Origin of the sequence: Umezawaea sp. Da 62-37, from assembly GCF_032460545.1 — a bacterium.
GTDB lineage: Bacteria > Actinomycetota > Actinomycetes > Mycobacteriales > Pseudonocardiaceae > Umezawaea.
The window spans coordinates 5574833-5594271 of the sequence record NZ_CP135965.1 but is presented as its reverse complement, the minus strand read 5'-3'; the positions used below and the strand labels follow the sequence as shown (position 1 = coordinate 5594271).

General features: G+C 69.4%; 21 protein-coding genes and 1 tRNA gene. 11 read left to right on the top strand and 11 right to left on the bottom strand.

Annotated features, from left to right (window positions below; all coding sequences use genetic code 11):
• Positions 1–220: 220 nt before the first annotated feature.
• The 4 genes from RM788_RS25595 to RM788_RS25580 form a co-directional block, all read right to left on the bottom strand.
• On the bottom strand, positions 221–2023 hold the full coding sequence (locus RM788_RS25595) for a sodium/solute symporter (protein ID WP_315934289.1): 1803 nt from the start codon (positions 2021–2023) through the stop codon (positions 221–223).
• 1 nt (position 2024) lies between these two features.
• Positions 2025–2474, bottom strand: a complete 450-nt coding sequence (locus RM788_RS25590; protein ID WP_315934288.1) for a hypothetical protein — start codon at positions 2472–2474, stop codon at positions 2025–2027.
• Complete coding sequence (locus tag RM788_RS25585) at positions 2471–3307, bottom strand: LytR/AlgR family response regulator transcription factor (protein WP_315934287.1); 837 nt, start codon at positions 3305–3307, stop codon at positions 2471–2473. The genes RM788_RS25590 and RM788_RS25585 overlap by 4 nt, the downstream gene beginning before the upstream one ends.
• Before the next feature lie 71 nt (positions 3308–3378).
• Positions 3379–4248 (bottom strand): S49 family peptidase, encoded by an 870-nt coding sequence (locus RM788_RS25580; protein WP_315934285.1) that lies wholly within the window; start codon positions 4246–4248, stop codon positions 3379–3381.
• Positions 4249–4325: 77 nt separating this feature from the next.
• Between RM788_RS25580 and RM788_RS25575 the strand changes: the two genes are divergently transcribed.
• Positions 4326–4493, top strand: a complete 168-nt coding sequence (locus RM788_RS25575; protein ID WP_315934284.1) for a hypothetical protein — start codon at positions 4326–4328, stop codon at positions 4491–4493.
• Between the two features lie 6 nt (positions 4494–4499).
• On the opposite strand, the gene RM788_RS25570 is transcribed toward RM788_RS25575, so the two are convergent.
• On the bottom strand, positions 4500–5759 hold the full coding sequence (locus RM788_RS25570; protein WP_315934283.1) for a sensor histidine kinase: 1260 nt from the start codon (positions 5757–5759) through the stop codon (positions 4500–4502).
• 105 nt (positions 5760–5864) lie between these two features.
• On the opposite strand from RM788_RS25570, the gene RM788_RS25565 reads away from it, so the two are divergent.
• From RM788_RS25565 to RM788_RS25545, 5 genes are read left to right on the top strand one after another with little or no spacing between them, the layout of a single operon-like run.
• Positions 5865–6605, top strand: coding sequence for a (Fe-S)-binding protein (locus RM788_RS25565; protein ID WP_315934282.1), 741 nt, complete (start codon positions 5865–5867; stop codon positions 6603–6605).
• On the top strand, positions 6584–8014 hold the full coding sequence (locus RM788_RS25560) for a LutB/LldF family L-lactate oxidation iron-sulfur protein (protein WP_315934281.1): 1431 nt from the start codon (positions 6584–6586) through the stop codon (positions 8012–8014). Before RM788_RS25565 ends, RM788_RS25560 begins: the two co-directional genes overlap by 22 nt.
• The gene (locus RM788_RS25555) at positions 8007–8609 is read left to right on the top strand and encodes a LutC/YkgG family protein (protein ID WP_315934280.1); all 603 of its coding nucleotides are present in this window, start codon (positions 8007–8009) and stop codon (positions 8607–8609) included. Before RM788_RS25560 ends, RM788_RS25555 begins: the two co-directional genes overlap by 8 nt.
• A gap of 23 nt (positions 8610–8632) precedes the next feature.
• A complete protein-coding gene (locus RM788_RS25550; protein WP_315934279.1) occupies positions 8633–8833 on the top strand; it encodes a hypervirulence associated TUDOR domain-containing protein in 201 nt (66 codons plus the stop codon).
• Positions 8830–9135: a DUF3140 domain-containing protein gene (locus RM788_RS25545; protein WP_315934278.1), complete on the top strand. Its 306-nt coding sequence runs from the start codon at positions 8830–8832 to the stop codon at positions 9133–9135. The genes RM788_RS25550 and RM788_RS25545 overlap by 4 nt, the downstream gene beginning before the upstream one ends.
• A gap of 10 nt (positions 9136–9145) precedes the next feature.
• Here the strand turns inward: RM788_RS25545 and RM788_RS25540 are convergent, their stop codons facing one another.
• From RM788_RS25540 to RM788_RS25530, 3 genes are all read right to left on the bottom strand, one after another.
• The gene (locus RM788_RS25540) at positions 9146–10009 is read right to left on the bottom strand and encodes an Fpg/Nei family DNA glycosylase (protein WP_315934277.1); all 864 of its coding nucleotides are present in this window, start codon (positions 10007–10009) and stop codon (positions 9146–9148) included.
• Positions 10010–10036: 27 nt separating this feature from the next.
• Positions 10037–10474 carry a DUF983 domain-containing protein gene (locus RM788_RS25535; protein WP_315934275.1) on the bottom strand — a complete coding sequence of 146 codons (438 nt, stop codon included), beginning with the start codon at positions 10472–10474 and terminating at the stop codon, positions 10037–10039.
• A 106-nt stretch (positions 10475–10580) separates the two neighbouring features.
• The gene (locus RM788_RS25530; protein ID WP_315934273.1) at positions 10581–11981 is read right to left on the bottom strand and encodes a sigma-70 family RNA polymerase sigma factor; all 1401 of its coding nucleotides are present in this window, start codon (positions 11979–11981) and stop codon (positions 10581–10583) included.
• A gap of 226 nt (positions 11982–12207) precedes the next feature.
• Between RM788_RS25530 and RM788_RS25525 the strand changes: the two genes are divergently transcribed.
• From RM788_RS25525 to RM788_RS25510, 4 genes are all read left to right on the top strand, one after another.
• Entirely contained in the window at positions 12208–12606 is a 399-nt protein-coding gene (locus RM788_RS25525) for a DUF7674 family protein (RefSeq protein ID WP_315934272.1), read from the top strand.
• Positions 12607–12644: 38 nt separating this feature from the next.
• Positions 12645–12717 (top strand) — tRNA-Gly (locus tag RM788_RS25520).
• Positions 12718–12895: 178 nt separating this feature from the next.
• Positions 12896–13321 (top strand): OsmC family peroxiredoxin, encoded by a 426-nt coding sequence (locus tag RM788_RS25515; protein WP_315934271.1) that lies wholly within the window; start codon positions 12896–12898, stop codon positions 13319–13321.
• Between the two features lie 125 nt (positions 13322–13446).
• Entirely contained in the window at positions 13447–13935 is a 489-nt protein-coding gene (locus tag RM788_RS25510; protein WP_315934269.1) for a hypothetical protein, read from the top strand.
• Between the two features lie 4 nt (positions 13936–13939).
• On the opposite strand, the gene RM788_RS25505 is transcribed toward RM788_RS25510, so the two are convergent.
• Positions 13940–14233 (bottom strand): YiaA/YiaB family inner membrane protein, encoded by a 294-nt coding sequence (locus tag RM788_RS25505; RefSeq protein ID WP_315934268.1) that lies wholly within the window; start codon positions 14231–14233, stop codon positions 13940–13942.
• Between the two features lie 95 nt (positions 14234–14328).
• The gene (locus RM788_RS25500) at positions 14329–15627 is read right to left on the bottom strand and encodes a CARDB domain-containing protein (protein ID WP_315934267.1); all 1299 of its coding nucleotides are present in this window, start codon (positions 15625–15627) and stop codon (positions 14329–14331) included.
• Positions 15628–16230: 603 nt separating this feature from the next.
• Between RM788_RS25500 and RM788_RS25495 the strand changes: the two genes are divergently transcribed.
• Entirely contained in the window at positions 16231–18246 is a 2016-nt protein-coding gene (locus tag RM788_RS25495; protein WP_315934266.1) for an NB-ARC domain-containing protein, read from the top strand.
• On the opposite strand, the gene RM788_RS25490 is transcribed toward RM788_RS25495, so the two are convergent.
• Positions 18243–19373, bottom strand: coding sequence for a hypothetical protein (locus RM788_RS25490; protein WP_315934265.1), 1131 nt, complete (start codon positions 19371–19373; stop codon positions 18243–18245). The two genes, RM788_RS25495 and RM788_RS25490, sit on opposite strands and share 4 nt — an antisense overlap.
• Positions 19374–19439: the final 66 nt, after the last annotated feature.

Sequence of the window (19439 nt, the reverse complement as noted above, 5' to 3'; positions counted from 1 at the left end):
GGCACGTAAGCCTCCTGAGTGCTTTCAGGTACGCGGTGCACCGTAGAGACGCGCGGCTACTGGGAGTAAGACCCCGATGGGGGCATTGCGCCCAGCAGTCGAGTGATGCGATGAGCGGTACATATGCCGAGGTGAAGCGCCCTTCAGCGGACAAACCTCGCCGTTAACCAGATCGATACACGACGGCTCATCCGTTCGAGACTTTCGCCACCGTCAGGTTCTACGCGACGGGGCGGGGCGGGCTCGTGCCGCGGTGCTTCGCCTCGAGCCGCGCCCGCTCCTCGGCCGACCCGAAACGGGCCACGTCCCGGTCCCGGATGAAGCCCAACGGGTCCGGGGCGTGCAGGCGCAGCAGGATCTGGTTCACGTCGTCCGGGCGGCGCCGACTCGTGCCCTTGCTGACCACGATCATCGTGGCGAACGCGATCGGCACCGTCAGCAGCGCGGGCTGCGACGCGACCGACGGGGCCCAGTGGCCGGTGTAGCTGCTGATGACGGTCGTGATCTGGGCCAGGATCACCAGCCCGCCGCCCGCGACCAGCCCGCAGACCGCGCCGACCCAGGTGAGGCCGCGCCACCAGATGCCGAGCACCAGCATCGGGCAGAACGTCGACGCGGCCAGCGCGAACGACATCGCCACCGTGAGGGACGCGTCGCCGCGCGGCAGGACCAGCGCGAGGCCGATCGCGACCGCGCCGGTCAGCACCGTCGCCCACCGGAAGTCCCGCACCTTGCCCGGCAGGATGTCGGTCGACACCACCCCGGCGACGCTCACGACCAGGCCAGACGACGTCGACAGGAACGCGGCGAACGCGCCCGCCGCCACGACCGCGCCGAGGATCTGGCCGCCCAGGTTGGGCATCATCGTGTTCGGCAGCATCAGCACGGCGGCGTCCGTCTTGCCGGTCACCAGCAGTTGCGGCAGGAACTGGCGCGACACCACGCCCAGCACCGTGGGGAAGATGTAGAACAGGCCCAGCAGGTACAGCACGTGCAGCGCCGTCCGGCGGGCCGCCGTGCCGTCGGGGTTCGTGTAGAAGCGCACCAGCACGTGCGGGAGCCCCATGGTGCCGAGGAACGTCGCGAAGATCAGCGAGTACGTCTCGAACAGGCCGGGAAGCCCGTCCTGCTGGGGTTTCAGCCAGCTCTCGTTCGTGTTCGGCGCACCGTCGACGACCGGGACCGCCATGCCCGCCTTGACGCTCAACGTCGTCTCGCGGCCGAGCGCGTAGGAACCCTTGTTCCACAGCACCATCCCGTCGACCGGCGTGCCGTTCACGACGCCGTCGACCTGGAGGTTCATCGCCTCCGGGGCCAGCACCCGCACGGGTTCGCCGGTGGTGAAGGTGATGTCCTCGGTGAACCGCAGCAGCCCGGTGTCGTCGATCCGCTGCGCACCGGTGTTCGGGCCCGTCAGGAACACCGTGAACAGGATGAACGTCGGCGCCGCGATCGCGAACAGCTTGCCCCAGTACTGGAAGGCCTGCACCAGCGTGATCGCGCGCATCCCGCCGCCGAGCACGTTGATCACCACGATCGCCGTCACGACGGCGCCGCCCAGCCACGCGGGCAGTCCGGTGATCGTGTTCAGCGTCAGGCCCGCGCTTTGCAGCTGCGGCACCAGGTACAGCACGCCGATGCAGACCACGAAGAACGTGCACACGTGCCGCAGACCCGCCGACCCGAGGCGGGCCTCGGCGAAGTCCGGCAGCGTGTACGCGCCGGACCGGCGCAGCGGCGCGGCGACGAACAGCATCAGCGCCAGGTACCCCGCCGTGAAGCCGATCGGGTACCAGAGCGCGTCGATGCCGTCCTTGAGCACCAGGCCCGCGACGCCGAGGAACGACGCGGCGGACAGGTACTCGCCGGAGATCGCGGCGGCGTTGCGGGTCGACGGCACCGCGCGGCGGGCGACCAGGAAGTCCGGTGTGGTGTTCGCGCGCCGGGACCCCACGAAGCCGAGCAGGAACGTGACCACGGCGACCACCACCACGCCGGTCAGGCTCCACAGGTCCTTGGTCATGTCAGCGGTCGACCATGCTCACGAAGTCGCGCTCGTGGCGCTCGGCGGTGTGGCGGAACCAGTACCCGACGCCGTACAGGGCCGGGAACGGCAGCAGCGCCAGGATGATCCAGGGCAGCCGCACACCCGCCAGCTGCACGTCGGAGATCGCCGGGACCCACAGGAACAGCGCGGGCAGCGCGCACAGCACCAGCAGCGTCCCCGCGCCCAGCAGGAACGCCGTCCGCAGCTGGGTGGTGATCAGGTCGCGGACCAGCTTCTCCCCGACGCTGGTCTGCTCCTCGAGCTCGATGATCGTGCGCATCGCCCGACCGCGGCCCTTGGCGTCGGCCAGCACCACCCGCCGCCGCCGCTGCTTGCGCCCGGACACCTCCAACCAGGCGTCGCGCTCACCCGGCTGCGGCTGGTCGGGCTGACCGGGAGGCCCCGACCCCGTGTCGTTCCTGGTCATCCCCAGCTGCTCTTGGGCGGACGCACGATGCGCTCCTTCAGCTCCCGCGTGTGCCGACGGCTCACCGGCAGCTCCTTCGCGTCGGCACCGCTGCCGATGACGACCGCGTAGCCGTTCGACGTCATGCGCAGTTCGCTGACCAGGGGCAGCGCCACCAGGTACGAGCGGTGGATGCGGACGAAGCCCGCGTTGGCCCAGCGCTCCTCGAGCTGCGCCAACGGGATGCGGACCAAGTGGCTGCCCTCGGCGGTGTGCAGGCGGGCGTAGTCGCCCTGCGCCTCCACGAACCGGACCGTGGCCCGCGGCACGAGCTTGATCGTCCCGCCGAGTTCGACCGGGATGACCTCCTCGTCGGTCGGCTCGACGTAGGCGGGCTGGTTCTCCGGGGTGATCGCGGGCGTCTGGTTGACGCGGTCGACCACGCGCGCGATCGCCTTGTTCACCCGGTCGTCGTTGATCGGCTTCGTGACGAAGTCCAGCGCGCCGACCTCGAACGCCACCACGGCCTCCGAGTGCTCCACACCGGTCACGAAGACCAGCGCGGGGGGCGCGCGGAAGGCGTTCAGCACCCTGGCGAGGTCCGTGCCGCTGAGTCCGGGCATGTTGATGTCCGCGAAGACCGCGTCCACCGGAGGGCGCCCCTCCTTCGACCGCTGCATCACTTCCTCGTCGTAGTCGCCGCGCAGTATGCGCAGCGCCTCGGCGGCGTCGAAGGCCGTCAGCACACGGCGGATGTGCGGGCTGCTCTCCAGCAGGAACTTGATCTCGCTGAGACCGGGCGCCTCGTCGTCCACCGCCAGGACGAGGAGGCCGGTGTTGTCATGGGTACTCACTGTGTGCGCATCTTGCCCATCCGCGAGGGGTCGTGTCTACGCCGCCGCCCGGCCGTTGGAGAACCTTGATCTCACAATCCGAATCGCGACCAGCGAGCACGTTCTTCCAGCGCGGCCAGACCGTCGAGCACGAAGTCCCCCGATCGGGTGGTCGCGCCGGCCAGGCCGAGCCTGGCGAACAGGTTCTTCTTGGGTTCGGCGATGGCGATCTCGGCGTCCGGGAACCGCTTCGAGACCACGCTGCGGAGGGTGCCGATGCCGTCGACCAGCCCCAGTTCGAGCGCCTTCACGCCGGTCCAGACCTCACCGGTGAACAGGTCGTCGTCCGACGCGGTGAGCTTCCCGCCGCGACGCTCTCTCACCCATTCGATGAACTGGCCGTGCAGTTGCAGGTGCAGGCCCTTCAACCACTCGACGTCCTCCGGCTTCTCCGGCTGGAACGGGTCGAGCCGCACCTTGTTCGCGCCCGCCGTGTACACCCGGCGCTCGACGCCGTACTTCGCGATCAGGCCGTTGAGCCCGAAACCGGCGCTGACCACGCCGATCGAGCCGACCATCGACGTGCCGTGCGCGTAGATCTCGTCACCGGCGCAGGCCAGCCAGTAGCCACCGGACGCCGCCAGGTCCTCGCAGAACGCGAGCACCGGCACGTTCTTCTTCGCCGCCAGCTCGCGGATCCGCTCCGCCACCAGCGCCGACTGGGTGGGCGCGCCACCGGGCGAGTTGATCAGCAGCGCCACCGCGACCAGCCGGTCGTGGTCGAACGCGCGGGTCAGCGCGGTCTCCAGGTTCTGGAGGCTGATCGAGTTGCGGGCCATCGGCGTCGGCGTCGGGGTGATCACGCCGTGCAACCGCACGGCGGCGACGACCGGCGGGCGTTCGCCCCGGTCGCCGACGATCTTCGGAAGACGCGCCGCGATCTTGTCCGTCACGCTGCTCATGGGTCCGACCCTACGTGCGGTGCCGGGGGGTTCGCGCGGGTTAGCATCGGGATCCGGCTACCTACCGCGAGGTCACCATGACGTTCAACCCGCTCCGCTGGTTGGAGCGCTACGTCGAGTGGTGGGATGACAGGGGTCGGCAGAACGCCGGCGGCCCGAAGCCGATGAGCCTGTACTGGATGTGGATCGCGTGGTGCGTGTGCGCGGTCATGGTCGTGATGACGCTCGCCGTGGCGACCTGGTAGGGCCGATCAGGCGCGGATGACCGGCTGCTCGCTGGTGTCCTCCATGGAGGGCTGCACCAGCGTGAGGTTGGTGCGGACGCCGCGGCTGTACTTCGGGATCTTGAGGATGATCTTCATGCCCGCGTCCGGAGCGGTCTCGACGACCAGCGCGTACTCGTCGCCGAACACCGCGCGCATGCGGTCGTTGATGTTGCCCAGGCCCACGTGGGCGCCGGTCTGGTGGGCGTCCTTCAGGTCGTCGAACAGGCGGTCCGGGTCCATGCCGACGCCGTCGTCCTCGACGCTGATCAGCGCCTCGGCGCCGTTGTCCTCGGCGATGATCGTCAGCAGGCCGCCGCCCGGCTTCTTCGCGATGCCGTGCCGGACCGCGTTCTCCACCAGCGGTTGCAGCACCAGGAACGGCAGCACGACCTGGAGGACCTCGGGCGCGATGCGCAGCCGCACGTTCAGCCGGGGGCCGTAGCGGGCCTGCTCGATGGTCAGGTAGCGGTGGATGTTGGTCAGCTCGTCGGCCAGCGTGGTGAAGAAGCCGTCGGTGCGGAACGAGTAGCGGGTGAACTCGGCGAACTCCTGGAGCAGTTCACGGGCGTGCGCCGGGTCGGTGCGGATCAGCGACGAGATGGTGTTGAGGGCGTTGTAGACGAAGTGCGGCGAGATCTGCGCGCGCAGCGCCTTCACCTCGGCCTGCGCCAAGGCCTGCCGGGACTTCTGCAGCACCTCGAGTTCGAGCTGCGTCGAGACGAACCGCGCGGTCTCCTCGGCCATCCGGATCTGGCGCTTGTTCGCCACCCCGCTGATCACGATCAGGGTGCCCGCGACGTCGTTCTCGACGACCAGCGGCACCACGACGGCGCTGTGCAGCGAGCACGGGCCTGCCAGTTCGCACCCCAGCTTGCGGTGCTCGACGTGCTCCTTGTGGCCCTCGGTGATCGCGCGCTCGATGTACTCGCGCAGGAACACGTAGTGGTCGTTCGCCCCGCCGTCCCACGACAGGAGGGTGCCCTCGTTGTCGGTGATCCCGACCGCGACGCACCTCAGCATCTCCCTCAAGTGCGGCGTGGCCTTGTTCGCGGCCTCTTCCGTCAGTCCTTCGCGCAGGTCGGCGGACGCCTTGGACATGCGGTGCAGCATGTCCATCACGGCGTCTTCGACGGAAGTACTGACCCGGCGGGCTCGGCACAGCATCACGAAAAGGCCGAGGACGGCCAAGGTCGCGATGACGCCGAGCACAGTCCGTTCGGCCAACAGGTCACCCACGGGGACCATGCTGTTCCGTCGAGTGCCCTCTCGGCAAGGGCCTCAGGTCCCCAACGCCCGGACGGTCGACCGGTTCGGGTAGACATCCGATGATTTAGCGGCAAAAGTGGCGGGGTGCAGAAGGCCGTCGCTGAGTCGCCCAAAGTCGCGTTGTTCGCCACCTGCGTCACCGACACGCTGTACCCGGCCACCGCGCGAGCCGTCGTCACCCTCCTCGAACGGCTCGGGTGCTCGGTGGACTTCCCGCTGGAGCAGACGTGCTGCGGGCAGATGCACTTCAACACCGGCTACCCCGACCACGCCCGCGGCCTCGCGGGCTCCTACCAGCGGACCTTCGCGGGCTACGACGCCGTGATCGTCCCGTCCGGGTCGTGCACCGGGATGGTCCGCGACATCCACCCGCAACTGGGCACGTCGCCCGCTCCGACCTACGAGCTGTCGGAGTACCTGGTGGACGTGCTCGGCGTGACCGACGTCGGGGCGTACTTCCCGCACCGCGTCACCTACCACCCGACGTGCCACTCGCTGCGGATGCTCGGCGTCGGCGACAAACCGCTGTCGCTGCTCAGGGCCGTGCGCGGCCTCGACCTCGTGGCGCTGCCCGACGCCGAGTCGTGCTGCGGGTTCGGGGGGACGTTCGCGCTGAAGAACGCCGACACGTCGACCGCGATGCTGTCCGACAAGATGCGGCACGTGCTGGACACCGGGTCCGAGGTGCTGACCGCGGGCGACAACTCGTGCCTCATGCACATCGGCGGCGGCCTGTCCCGACTCCGCACCGGCGTGCGCACCGTGCACCTGGCCGAAATCCTGGCGAGCACCGAGGAGGACCCGTGGTCACCCGAAACCCGGTGACGTGGCTGGGCAGTCCGAAGTTCCCGGACGCCGCCCGCACCGCGCTCGCCAACACCCAGCTGCGCAGCAACCTCCGCAAGGCCACCGGCACGATCCGCGGCCGTCGCGCGTCCGCCGTCGCCGAGATGACCGACTGGGAGGAGCTGCGGCTGGCGGGCGAGGCGCTCAAGGACGAGGTGCTGACCAACCTCGACGTGTACCTGGAACGGCTGGAGAAGTCGGTCACCGAGCGCGGCGGCGTCGTGCACTGGGCCCGTGACGCGGCCGAGGCGAACGAGATCGTGCTGCGGCTGGTCCGCGAGACCGGTGCCGACGAGGTGGTCAAGGTCAAGTCCATGGCCACCGCCGAGATCGGGTTGAACGAGGCGCTGGAGGCCGGTGGCGTCACCGCGATCGAGACCGACCTGGCCGAGCTGATCGTGCAGCTCGGGCACGACCGGCCGTCGCACATCCTCGTGCCCGCGATCCACCGCAACCGCTCGGAGATCCGCGAGATCTTCCAGCGCGAGATGCCGGACGTGCCCGAGGGCCTGACCGACGAACCCCGTGTGCTGGCCGAGGCCGCGCGGGCGCACCTGCGGCGCAAGTTCCTCTCCGCCCGCGTCGCGATCTCCGGGGCGAACTTCGCGGTCGCCGACACCGGGTCCATCGTCGTGCTGGAGTCCGAGGGCAACGGCCGCATGTGCCTGACGCTGCCGGAAACCCTGATCACGGTGATGGGCATCGAGAAGCTCGTGCCGACGTGGGCCGACCTGGAGGTGTTCCTCCAACTGCTCCCCCGGTCGTCCACGGCCGAGCGGATGAACCCGTACACCTCGGTGTGGACCGGTGTGACCCCCGGCGACGGGCCGCAGGCGTTCCACCTGGTGCTGCTCGACAACGGCCGCACGTCCACGCTCGCCGACACCGTCGGCAGGCAGGCGCTGCGCTGCATCAGGTGTTCGGCCTGCCTCAACGTGTGCCCGGTGTACGAGCGCACCGGCGGCGAGTCCTACGGCTCGGTGTACCCCGGTCCGATCGGCGCGATCCTCACGCCGCAGCTGGTGAACGACCCGCACGACCAGCAGGCCGCGTCGCTGCCGTTCGCCTCCTCGCTCTGCGGCGCCTGCTACGAGGTCTGCCCCGTGCGCATCAACATCCCCGAGGTCCTCACCCACCTCCGCGCCACCTCGGTGTCCGCCCGCGGCCGCACCCCCGAGTCCATCGCCATGGCCGCCGCCGCCTGGGTCTTCTCCTCCCCCAGCCGCTACGAGCGCGCCCAGAGGCTGGCCTCGTTCGCCAGGCTCCTCGGCCGCAACGGCCGCATCACCCGCCTGCCGGGGCCCGGTGCCGCGTGGACGTCGTCCCGCGACCTGCCCGTGCCGCCGAAGCAGTCGTTCCGAGCGTGGTGGAAGGAGAACCGTGGCTGACGCGCGCACCGAGGTACTGGCCCGCATCCGGGCCGCGCTCGGCGACCGGCCCGCACCGGTCGTCGTCCCGCGCGCCTACCACCGCACCGGCACGGGCTCGTCGGACCTGTTCGCCGAACGCGTCGCCGACTACCGGGCCACCGTGCACCAGGTGGTCCCCGACGACCTGGTCCCGCTCCTGGCCTCGCTGCTCGGGACCCGCCGGATCGTCGCGCCGGTCGACCTCCCGCCGTCGTGGCTGGTGCCCTCGGTGTCCTGGCTGCCTGACTCGCCGGTGCTGGACATCGAGGCGCTGGACGGGGCGGACGGCGTGCTCACCGGCTGCGCCGTGGCCATCGCCGACACCGGCACCATCGTGCTCGACGCCGGCGTCGCCCAGGGCCGCCGCGTGCTGACCCTGCTGCCGGACTACCACCTGTGCGTCGTGTTCGCGTCCCAGGTGGCGGCCAGCGTGCCCGAGGCGCTGGCGCGGCTGGATCCGGTGCGACCGCTGACGTTCATCAGCGGACCGTCGGCGACCAGCGACATCGAGCTGAACCGGGTGGAGGGCGTGCACGGGCCGCGGACGCTGGAAGTGGTCGTCGTGCGGGACTAGGCCGTTCGGCCCACAATCGGAGGATGAACAAGGGAGACAAGGTTTCCTGGTCCAGCCACGGGCAGCGGGTGCAGGGCGAGGTGGTCGAGGAGATCACCGAGGACACCGAGGCCGCGGGCCGCACCGTGCGCGCGTCCGAGGACGACCCCCAGTACCGGGTGCGCAGCGACAAGACCGGCAAGGACGCCGTGCACAAGCCCGACGCGCTGCGGGAGAAGCGATGAGCGAGTTCACCGACGCCGTCAACATGACCGCCTCGGAGCTGGAGCGCTGGCTGGACACCGACGAGTCGAAGTCCGTCGGCCAGTCGGACGGCGGCGAGGCGGTCGGCCACCGCTCGGGGCGGCGCATCGTGTCGATCCTGGGGAAGAAGCAGGCCGACCTGACCGACGCGGACGAGCAGCACATGCGCAAGGTCGTCGGCTACGTGCACCGCCACCTCGCCCAACGCCCTTCCGGTGACGTCGAGGACAGCCGGTGGCGGTACTCGCTGATGAACTGGGGCCACGACCCGCTGAAGTCCTGAGCCGGGGCCGCTACTTCAGCAGCTTCGACATCCGGCGGTCGGCCAGGGGTTTGCCGCCGGTCTGGCAGGTCGGGCAGTACTGGAAGTTGCGGTCGGCGAAGGAGACCTCGCGGACGGTGTCGGCGCAGACCGGGCACGGGAGGCCGGTTCTGGCGTGGACGCGGAGGCCGGAGCGCTTCTCGCCCTTGAGCCTGGCGGCGGACTGGCCCACGGAGCGGGTGACGGCGTCGGTCAGGACGGTGGTGAGCGCCTCGTGCAGGCGGTCCACGGCGTCGTCGGGGAGCTTGCCCGCGGTGGCGTACGGGGAAAGCCGGGCGGTGTGCATGACCTCGTCGGAGTAGGCGTTGCCGATGCCCGCCAGCAGGGTCTGGTCGGTGAGGGCGGTCTTCAGGCGTTCACCGCGGCCCGCGAACAGCGCGGCGAGGTCGTCGCGGGACAGGCTCAGGGCGTCCGGGCCCAGACGGGCGATGCTCGGGACCTCGGCCGGGTCGCGGACGATCCAGGCGGCGAGGCCCTTCTTCGTGCCCGCCTCGGTCAGGTCGAAACCGGGGCCCTCGCCGGGTGGGCCGAGGTGGACGCGCAGCGCGAGCGGGCCGCGGCCGGGTTTCGGCGGGGGCGCCGCCAGGGTGTCCGACCAGCGCAGCCAACCGGCGCGGGCCAGGTGGACGATCAGGTGGATCCCGTCGCAGTCCAGGTCCAGGTGCTTGCCGTGCCTGCCCGCGCCCGTGACGGGGCGGCCGACCAGCACCGTCCACGGCGGGTCGAACGTCTTCAGGACCTGGAGGGACGCGACGTCCACCCGGTGCACCGTCCGGCCGACGGCGTGTTCGCGCAGGTGGTGGGCCAGCGCCTCGACCTCTGGTAATTCCGGCATCCGCCCAGTGTCACCCGCGAACGCCGATCAGTCGACCGGTTGCAGCGGACCCTCGACGTCGGGGAGCGAGTACATCTCGATGTTCCGGGACACCTTGGAGGCCTCTTGGCGCACCGTCATCACCCCGCGGACCTGGCCCATCCACAGCTCCGGCGGCTGGTCGTCCGGCGTCGCCTTCGACTCCGCGACCAGCGTCCACGGCCTGCGCAGCGACCAGCGGACCGGGAAGAACAGGAACAGGATGATCAGCGCCAGGATCAGCCACGCGGGCACGACGACCTGCGCGGGTGTCCACGACACGAGGATGACGCCCATGACGATGACGATGAGCATCATCATCACGCCGGGGCCCTGGCCACCGCTCACGTCGTGCTCGAAATCGCCGTCCGGGGACGGGTTGCGCCATTCGATCCGGCTGCGCACCGTCCACATCCGGCCGTCCGCACCGCGCACCAGCCGCGTCATCACCGTCTCCTAGGCCTCACGAGCGATCACTCAGCGTGGGACAACGGTACCCGGTGATCGTTGCGCCCGGCGGGTGAACCGCGGGGCGGCCCGTAGTGGCGGTGAGTCACTTCGCGCGGTAGGAGCTCGGGTAGGTGGAGCCGCCGGGGTACGGCGGGACCGGGGTCGGCCGGATGATCACCGTGGTGGGCGTCGGCGAACCGCTGGCGGACGAGGCGCTCGACGAGCTGTTGATCGACTTGGTGGGGTCGGCGGTGGTCGCGTCCGAGGTGAACCGGATGCGGTTGTCCTCCTCGCTCGTCCACGTCTCCTCGGACGTCCCGGTCTCCTCGACGACGACGTCCTCGGACCCGGTGACCGACTCCTCGGTGCCCGCGCCGGACCTCTGGTCCGTCGTGGTCGTCGAGTTCTGGCCGCCCATCCGGTTCGGCGGTGGCGGCGGCGCGGCGACGTCCTGCTCGCGGGACTGCTCCGTGCTCGGCGGCACCGCGACCAGGGCGCCGCTGAGCATGCTGGACGTCGTGGTGGCGCTGGTCGTGATGATCAGCTGGATGTCGTGCGGCGCGTCCTGGTCGGCCCGGATCAGACCGGGCCCCGGCGCGTTGGTGAACAGGCCCGCGAGCAGGCTGAACAGCCCGACCGCCGCCGCCGACGCGACACCCGCGAGCACGAACTTGATCCGGCCGCCGAGCAGTGCGGCCTTGCCCACGACGGCGACCCCCGCGAACTGGGCGCCGACCAGCGCGGTCGCGGCCACCGGCACGCCGATCACCGCGGCGTGCGCGCGCAACGTGGAGCAGACCTCGGTCAGCTCGGAGTGCAGGGCGTTGCAGCGCGCGCAGGTCTGGAGGTGCTTGCGGATCCGGTGCTGCTCGGCGCCCTGCACACCACCGGCCGTGTACGACCCGAGCTTCGACAGCACCGACGAGCACGACCGGGCGCCGTGGTCCTCGGCCAGGTGGGCTTGCAGGTACGCGGCGCGCAGGCCTTCGCGGGCCCGGCGGGCGAGCGCGGACATCGCGTTGGCGCTCAGGCCGTACGCGGGCGCGACCGCGGACGGCCGTTCGCCCTCGACCTCGACCTGCCACAGGACCGTGCGCCAGCGTTCGGGGAGGCTGGTGAACGCGCGGCCGATCAGCGAGTACTCGGCGCGCTGCGCGGTGGCGTCCGCGTACGGCTCGACCCGCCTGTTCAGCTCCTCGTCGTCCACCGGCACGTCGCGCCGCCGCCCGCTCCACTCCCACGCCACCCGGCGCGCGACGGTCAGCAGGTACGTGCGGACGTGGTCGGTGGGACCGGTGCCCCGGCGGATCGCCTGGAGCACCCGGAAGAACGCCTCCGCGGTCAGGTCGTCGGCCTCGGCGGGCTCGCGGACGTGCCGCAACGAGAACCGCCGCACGGCGTCGGCGTGGCGCGAGAACAGCTCGCCGTAGGCGGAGTCCTCGCCCGCGCGGACCCTGGCGAGGAGTTCGCGGTCGATCCCGGTGCCGTCAGCGTCCTCGGCCATCCGACCCGACACCTCCCAGCGCCCACGTGCTCCCAGGTCAACATGCCACAAACCGGTCCCGCAGCCCGGCGCGGCAACCCAGCCGGTACTCAATACCAGCCGTTCGGCGTGAGCCGTTCGGGGGTACCGGTTCGCCCTGCCACCGATGACGGCGCGGTCACGGGTCGGCGTCGTCTCGCCTCGCGGGCGTCGGCGGCGGGCCGGGGAACCGGTAATCTTCCGCCGTGTGGCCGACTGGCGATCGAAAGCTGCAGCTCTGCTTCCCGAGCTGAGCGGCGTCGTCGACCGCGAGTCGTGGTCGTGCCACGTGTACTTCGGCGAGTTGTGGCACCTGGCGCTCGAAGCGCACCGCGCGGGTGACGAGGAAACCCTGCGCCGCGTTTACGGCTTCGCGTCGTGGTGCTTCCAGCAGCCCGAGCAGTTCCTCTCCAACGCGATCGTGGTCAGCTTCTACGAGCACGTGTTCGACGACTGGAAGCTGCGCGACGACGTGGCGCACCGGTTGACCCCGGAGATCGTCGCGAAGGTGCGCCCGCTGTGGGAGTGGCGGTGGTCCACGGAGCGGTTGGCCGAGGTGGACGCCCTGTTCAGCGGCGGTGGGACCCCCGGTCGAAATGCCGTTTGAACCTGGGTTATAGTTACCTCGCACCAAGCAAGACCGGTGCGGACGTGGCGCAGCTGGTAGCGCATCACCTTGCCAAGGTGAGGGTCGCGAGTTCGAATCTCGTCGTCCGCTCTGCAGCAAGAAAGGCGAGTGCTCATAGCGAGCACTCGCCTTTCTTGCTTTTCGGGTAACACCGGGGGTCCAACCCCCGGACCCTGGTGAGGGGCAAGCCCCCTCAACCCCCGCGCGGAAGCCATCGCGGTTAGGTTTGCGTCGTACTGAGGAACCCTCTTCGAGACGGAGCTTTCAGATGGCCACCACGCGCAAGGCGACCACGCACTGGGAAGGCAACCTGATGGAGGGCAAGGGCGCTGTCGCGCTCGAGTCGTCCGGCGTCGGCACCTTCGACGTCAGCTGGCCCTCCCGCGCCGAGGCCGCCAACGGCAAGACCAGCCCGGAAGAGCTGATCGCCGCGGCGCACTCGTCGTGCTACTCGATGGCGCTGTCGCACGGTCTCGCGCAGGCGGGCACCCCGCCGACCACGGTCGACACCTCGGCCGAGGTGACCTTCCAGCCCGGCACCGGCATCACCGGCATCCACCTGACGGTGAACGCCGCCGTGCCCGGTCTGGACGCCGCCGCCTTCGCCGAGGCCGCTGAGAACGCGAAGAAGAACTGCCCGGTCAGCCAGGCGCTGGCGGGCACGACGATCACGCTCACCGCGACGCTCATCTGACCTGAAGCAACGATGTGGACCGGCTCGGCCGACCCGGTCGAGCCGTACCCATCGATGTCGGTCCGATGTCGTCCAGGTCTCTTCCCCCTGGAAGTCGACGCGGTGGAGCCGGCAGAATCCGAGGCGTGACGTTGAGCCAGGAGCACCAGCAGTTCACGCCCAGGAACGAGCCGACGGTCAAGTTCCACAGCGACGCGACGGTGAAGTTCCAACCGGTCACGCCTCCACCGGCCGCGTACCCGCCGCCGGCACCGGGTTCGCTGTTCGAGCCGCACATCCCGGCACCGGCCACCTACCAGCCGATCCCCGCGCCACCGCTGCCACCGTCGTTGCAGGTCCAGGGGGCATCCCCGGCAGCACCCCAAGCCCCCGCGGCACCCCAGGCCCAGGTAGCGCCCCAGTTGCAGCTGGCGCCCCCGATCAAGGTGGCCCCGCCGGTTCAAGCGCCCCCGGTCCAGGCCCCGCAGGTCCAGGCGCCCAGTGCCCCGGAAGCGCCCACCGCCCAGGCCCCGAAGCCCGCGCAGGCGGCCGCGCAGCCCGCCCAGCCGCGCAGTGCGGCCCGGCGCATCGCGCGCCGCATCCTCGGCCCGACGCTGATGACGAAGAGGGGCTGACGCGTCAGACCGCGTCCACCTTGAACGGATCGTGCTGGGCCAGGAGCTTCTCCAACCGGGCCTGGTCGACCCGGCTGACGAGGTACCCCTCCTCCTGGCGGTCGCGGATGCACTTGGCCAGCGTGAACGCCGACGTGACCGTGAACAGCAGGCCGAGCGCGAGGAACGCGCGCACCCAGCTGTCGACCGGCAGGTAGGCCACACCCAGGCCCACGGCTCCGAGCGAGGCGGCGAACGAGATCACGGCTTGCGCGTAGAACGCCGTCGAGGTCGGCGTGCCCTTCTTGGTGTTGGCCATGGCTGATCCTCGCCCGCCACCAGGGGCTTTGTCTTGAGTACCGCTACTCAAACCGCGCGGGTGGTCCGTCGGTCGACGGACCACCCGGAGGCAGGTCAGGCGGACTTGCGCCTGCGGGCGACCAGCACCGCGACGGCGCCCGCGATCAGCACCAGCAGGCCGAGCAGCGAGATGCCCAGGACGCTCGCGCCGGTGCTCGCGAGCGGACCGTCGGGCGTGTCCGCCACCGGCGGCGCCTCGTCGGAGTCCGTCGTGGAGGTCGGCGCGGTGGTGCTCGTGGTCGGCGAGGTGGTCGTGGTCGGCGGCGTGCCCGACGTCGGGTTCGCGACCTTCGCGGTGGCCGAAGCCGTCGGCAGGCTGCCGGGGAACGTCCGGTCGGCGCCGAAGTCGCACGACAGGCCGACCGCGCCGAGCTGGGTGGGCACGGTGCCCTCCACCTCGAACGTCCGCGTCTCGCCCGCGCCGATCGCGGCACCGGTGCCCAGCTCGCCCCACGACGAGACCGCCAGCTGCGGCCCGTCACCCGCGCACGCCGCGGTGATCCCGGCCAGCGCGTTCGAGCCGGTGTTGGCCAGCGTGATCCGCGCGGTCGCCCCGGCTCCCGGCGCGTACTCGGCGCTGGTGAACTCCGCCTTCGCCGTGAGCGACTCGCGCAACGGCCGCACCGCCGCGAACCGCACGTCCGCGCTCCCTGCGGAGCCGTCGACCACGATGTCGCGCGACGCCGTGAACAGCCAGCCCTCCGGCACACCGGTCACCGTCAGCGAGTACTCCTGCGCGGGCCGCGGGCCGAACGTGAAGTGCCCCTTCTCGTCGGTGAACGCGTCGCTGTTCAGCTCCTTGGACCCCAGCCGCACCCGGACCCCGGCGAAACCCTCCCCGGAGTCGGGGGCGCCGTCGCCGTCGCGGTCGCCGAACACGTACCCGCCGACCTCGCTCCTGGTGTCACCCGGCAGGTAGCGGACCGTGAAGTCCGCGAAGTCGTTGCCCGGCTCGGCGTCGTCGGCGGACTGCACCGCGACCCGCACCACCGGGTTGTCGTTCTGCCACTTCTGCGTCACACCGGTCACCTTGACCGTCCGACTCGTCCCCGACGCGATCGTCCCGCCCGCGCCCAGATCACCCCACTGCGCCGCGTCCACCACGAACCCCGAGCCCGACTTCGACCCGATGGACGCCTTGACCGCCGTCGCGTCAGCGGTGCCGACGTTCTTGATGGTCACCGTCACCGGCACCTCGGCCCCGACGTCGTACTGCTTGTCCTCGACGAACGCGCTGACCGACAGATCCGCCCGCCCACCGGGCTCCTGCGCCACCGCTGTCGCGGACGCCGCACCACCGAGCACCACGACCAGCGCCAGCACAACGGACCCGCGCGTCGAAAACGTGAACATGCTCTCCCCAGCCCAAGCCCGACCCCAGCCGCGCGCCCGTCCCCCGACACCGCGCGACCGACCGGGAGGGACCCCGGCTCCGGACGACAGAGGGCGAAGCTAGCGGATCATGGAAGGTGATTCAAGTTTTTCCGCAGTTTGGCCACTGGTCAAAATTACGTCGATCTTCGACTTATGAACCACTGTTCGGGTGAACTTCTGGCAAAATTCACTATGTGTAACACTATCGGGACTTAACCGATATATTTACGTACTGTAATTGAATCGGTCACTGTCGGAGATCGATACGGCGATCTGGAGCAGCATCACTCTGCGTCATCAATACCCCGCCGATGGAGTGGACGAGCCAAGCCATCGACGCACCACAGACGTGTGCGCTACAGATTGCAGTGTCTTTCGCTACGAACTCGGCGACCCCAAAGGGGAAGCCGAGGTGTAGCGGGGTGGTGGCTTTGCCAGGGGGGTGGACCGATGAACACGGGTAAACCGGAAAGCGACGCCCGCCGTCGTGCCAGGTCCGCATGGGTGGGCGCTGTCCACAATGGCGTATCGAGCAGTGTTGGGAGTAGCGTAATTCAGGCTCAAGTCATCGGAGAGGTCACCGTGACAACGCCTGCAACCGCCGCAACTCCTGTTCCGAAGCAGCTGCCACCCACACCGCATGAGTTCGTCAACCGCACGCAGGAGCTGCGCAGGCTGACGTGGTCGGTCAACAACCGAACGGCCGAAGCGCGCCCTGTCGTCTTCGTGCTCAGCGGGATGAGCGGGGTCGGCAAAACTGCGGCGGGCATTCATTGGGCTCACGAGAACCGGGACAGGTTCGACGGCGGCCAGCTCTACGCGGACCTGTCCGCGTACCGGCATCGGGGCGGCCTGGGCGTGAGTGATGTGCTGGCAGCATTCCTGCGGGCGCTGGGCGTCCATGAGGAGTACATCCCGATCGAGCTGCCGGAACGGTCAGCGCTGTTCCGCACGAGGACTGCCGAATCCCGAGTGTTGATCATGCTCGACGACGTCGGCCAGGCAGCGGAGGTCCGGCCCCTGATACCCGGCTCGTCCGACAGCGTCGTGATCGTCACCAGCCGCAGCCGGCTCAGCGGACTGGCGATGGACGGCGCGGAGATGGTGGATTTCCACCCGCTCAGCCCGCTCGACAGCTCGTCGTTGATGGCCAGGATGCTGCCCGCGGGCCAACTCGGCTCGGACCCCCAGGCCGTCCGTGAACTGGTCCGCCTGTGTGCGGGCCTCCCGATCGCGCTGCGCGTGGCGGGTGCTCGCCTGATGCAGCGACGACACTGGTCGGTGTCCCGACTGGTGCGCTACCTGTCGGACGACGACTCGCGACTCGACAGACTTTCACCGGAAGGCGGTCAGCGCGTGTTCGACATCGTGTTCCAAGACCTCCCCGTACCGGCGCAGCGGGTGTACCGGATCCTCGGAGTCCATCCAGGCCCTGATTTCGGTCCTCAGGTCGCCGCGGCGGCCGCGGGGATGACCCTTGACGAGGTCGACGACGCACTTGTCGAACTCCGCGAGGCCAATCTCGTCGAAGAACTGGGGGGCGAACGCTATCGCCTGCACGACCTGATTCGACTACACGCTCAACGCCGAGCGGTGGCCGACGAAACAACGGCCGAACAAGACGCGGCGCTGCGCGCGATCGTGAACTGGTACTTACTAGGTGCCGCCGCTGCGGATCATGCGGTGCTCGGTGCCGCACGCTGGCGTTTGGCCGACCATGATCTTTCGGAGTGGGGTACGCCTTTCACCGCTGCCACTGGAATGTCATGGTTCGAAGCAGAACGGGCGAATCTGCTCGCCGCGGTGCGCACCGCGGTCCAACGGGGCTGGAACTCCGCGACTTGGCAGTTGTGTGAAGCACTCTGGGCGTTCTACCACGGACGAAAGCTGTTCAACGATTGGATCGAAGCCCACGAATTGGGCGTTCTGGCTGCTGCGAATGAATGCAATACTGCCGCTTTGGCTCGTATGCACAACCACCTCGCGCGTGCACACATGGAACTCGGTCAGCTCTCCAAGGCTAATGATGATCTGAACGCCGCTTGGTCCGCGGCGACCGAATCCGGGAATTCACGGGCGTTGGCGGTCGTACTGGAATCCGTCGGTCTTCTTCGCCGGGACCAGCGGCGGTTCGACGAGGCCGCGAAGAGTTTCCGGCAAGCACGCGAGATCAACGAGGTGCTGAACGACCAGCGGGGCATCGCGATGCAGAACTACCACTTGGGCGAGGTCTTGGTGCGCAGCGGGGAATCCGCGGCCGCCATCGCGGTGCTCGACGCCGCCCTGGACGCGTCACAGGAGTTGAACGACGAGATGGCCGTGGCGCGTACCTGCATCGTCCTCGGTACGGCGTACAAGGCGCTCGACCGGAACGCCGACGCGCTGGTCGTCCTGCGCTCGGCCGTCGCCACCACCAGGGAGCGGCGTCAGCCAGTCAAGGAAGCGCAAGCGCTGGAGGTTCTGGCCGTGGTGGCGAAGCGCGAAGAAGATCTCGCCCTGTTCAGGGATTCCGCGTTGCGCTTGGTCGAGCTGTACCGGGAATCCGGGAACCCCAGGGTCGACGAAGTGAGCGGATGGATTCACCGGGACGGGCATTAAAGCGGGAAAGCGCTTCCATCGCTCACCACCACGGAGATTCGGGTGTCGCATGCCAGCAAGTCGGTCAGCCTGATCGTGATGTCCACGGGTTGGTCGAAGCTCTTGCCTTCGGCGAGCCATGCGTAGACCGCGGCGGCGGTGACCTCTACGTCAGGCGGCGAGGTTCCGCTCGATGTCAGGGACGTGGTCCGAGCTTCCAGCACCGGACCGTCGCGGAGGCGGAGCAGGCATCGCGTTCCCGACACGACCGCTACCAGCTTCACCCCGGTCGACTCCAGCCGCCGTTTGAGCCACTCCATGGCTTCGTGTTCACCGAGCGGTGCGGGTGCCACCACGATCTCGGCGCTCTCCCGCAATCTCGGATCGACCTCGGTGTCGCGACTGATCTGCACGTACTCGCGGCAGTCGTCAGGGGAGTGGTTGTGCTCCAGGACCGCCGGGTACCGCCGGACGCGCACCTGGCCTGACTGCTCGGTCATCACCGTGGTCATCAAGGTCACCAGCGTCGAGGCGGACCTCTCGCTGGTGATGGGATCCGGGGGTTTGAACGACAGCACCCTCAATGGCGTTTCCGGCTGGAGTCCCAGGATCTCGTAGACCTTCCTCCGGAACGCCTTCCCGTGATCACCGGGTAGACCGAGCGACCGCGATGTGATGTCCGCCAGCCTGGCCGGATCGTGCCGGGATTCCATGTCGAGCACTTGGACGTGCAGATCGCGGTCGAGGTTGACCGGTTCGGCTTCCCTGATGAACTGCTCCGTCGGCGACCCGCTGAGCAGGTCGCCGGGGACGTCGACGGCCTTAAGGAACGGAATCCCCAGCGCGGCGGCATAGAACGCGACCGAACCGTGGTCTCCGATGCAGAAGTCGGCAGCGATCAGGCCGACCTGCCACCCGTCGTCGTGCCTGAGCAGCAGCAGACCGCTGGCCAGGGCGTCGCGGAAGATCGCCATCAACCTGTCCGCCCCATAGAGCAATGCCACGTAGCTTAAGTTGATCATGCTTGTTGGGGATTGAGGGTATACAGCCGGACGGTCGCAGGACCGCCGTGACGGATACTGGCGGGCTCGTCGGGCTCTTTCATCCGGTAACTGTTGTGCCGGAACCGTTTGACCGCACGAGGACATGTCCGTTCACGGCGCGGCGGAATCCGCAGCCCCGCGATCCGGGCCAGCACACCGGGCAGAGCCCGC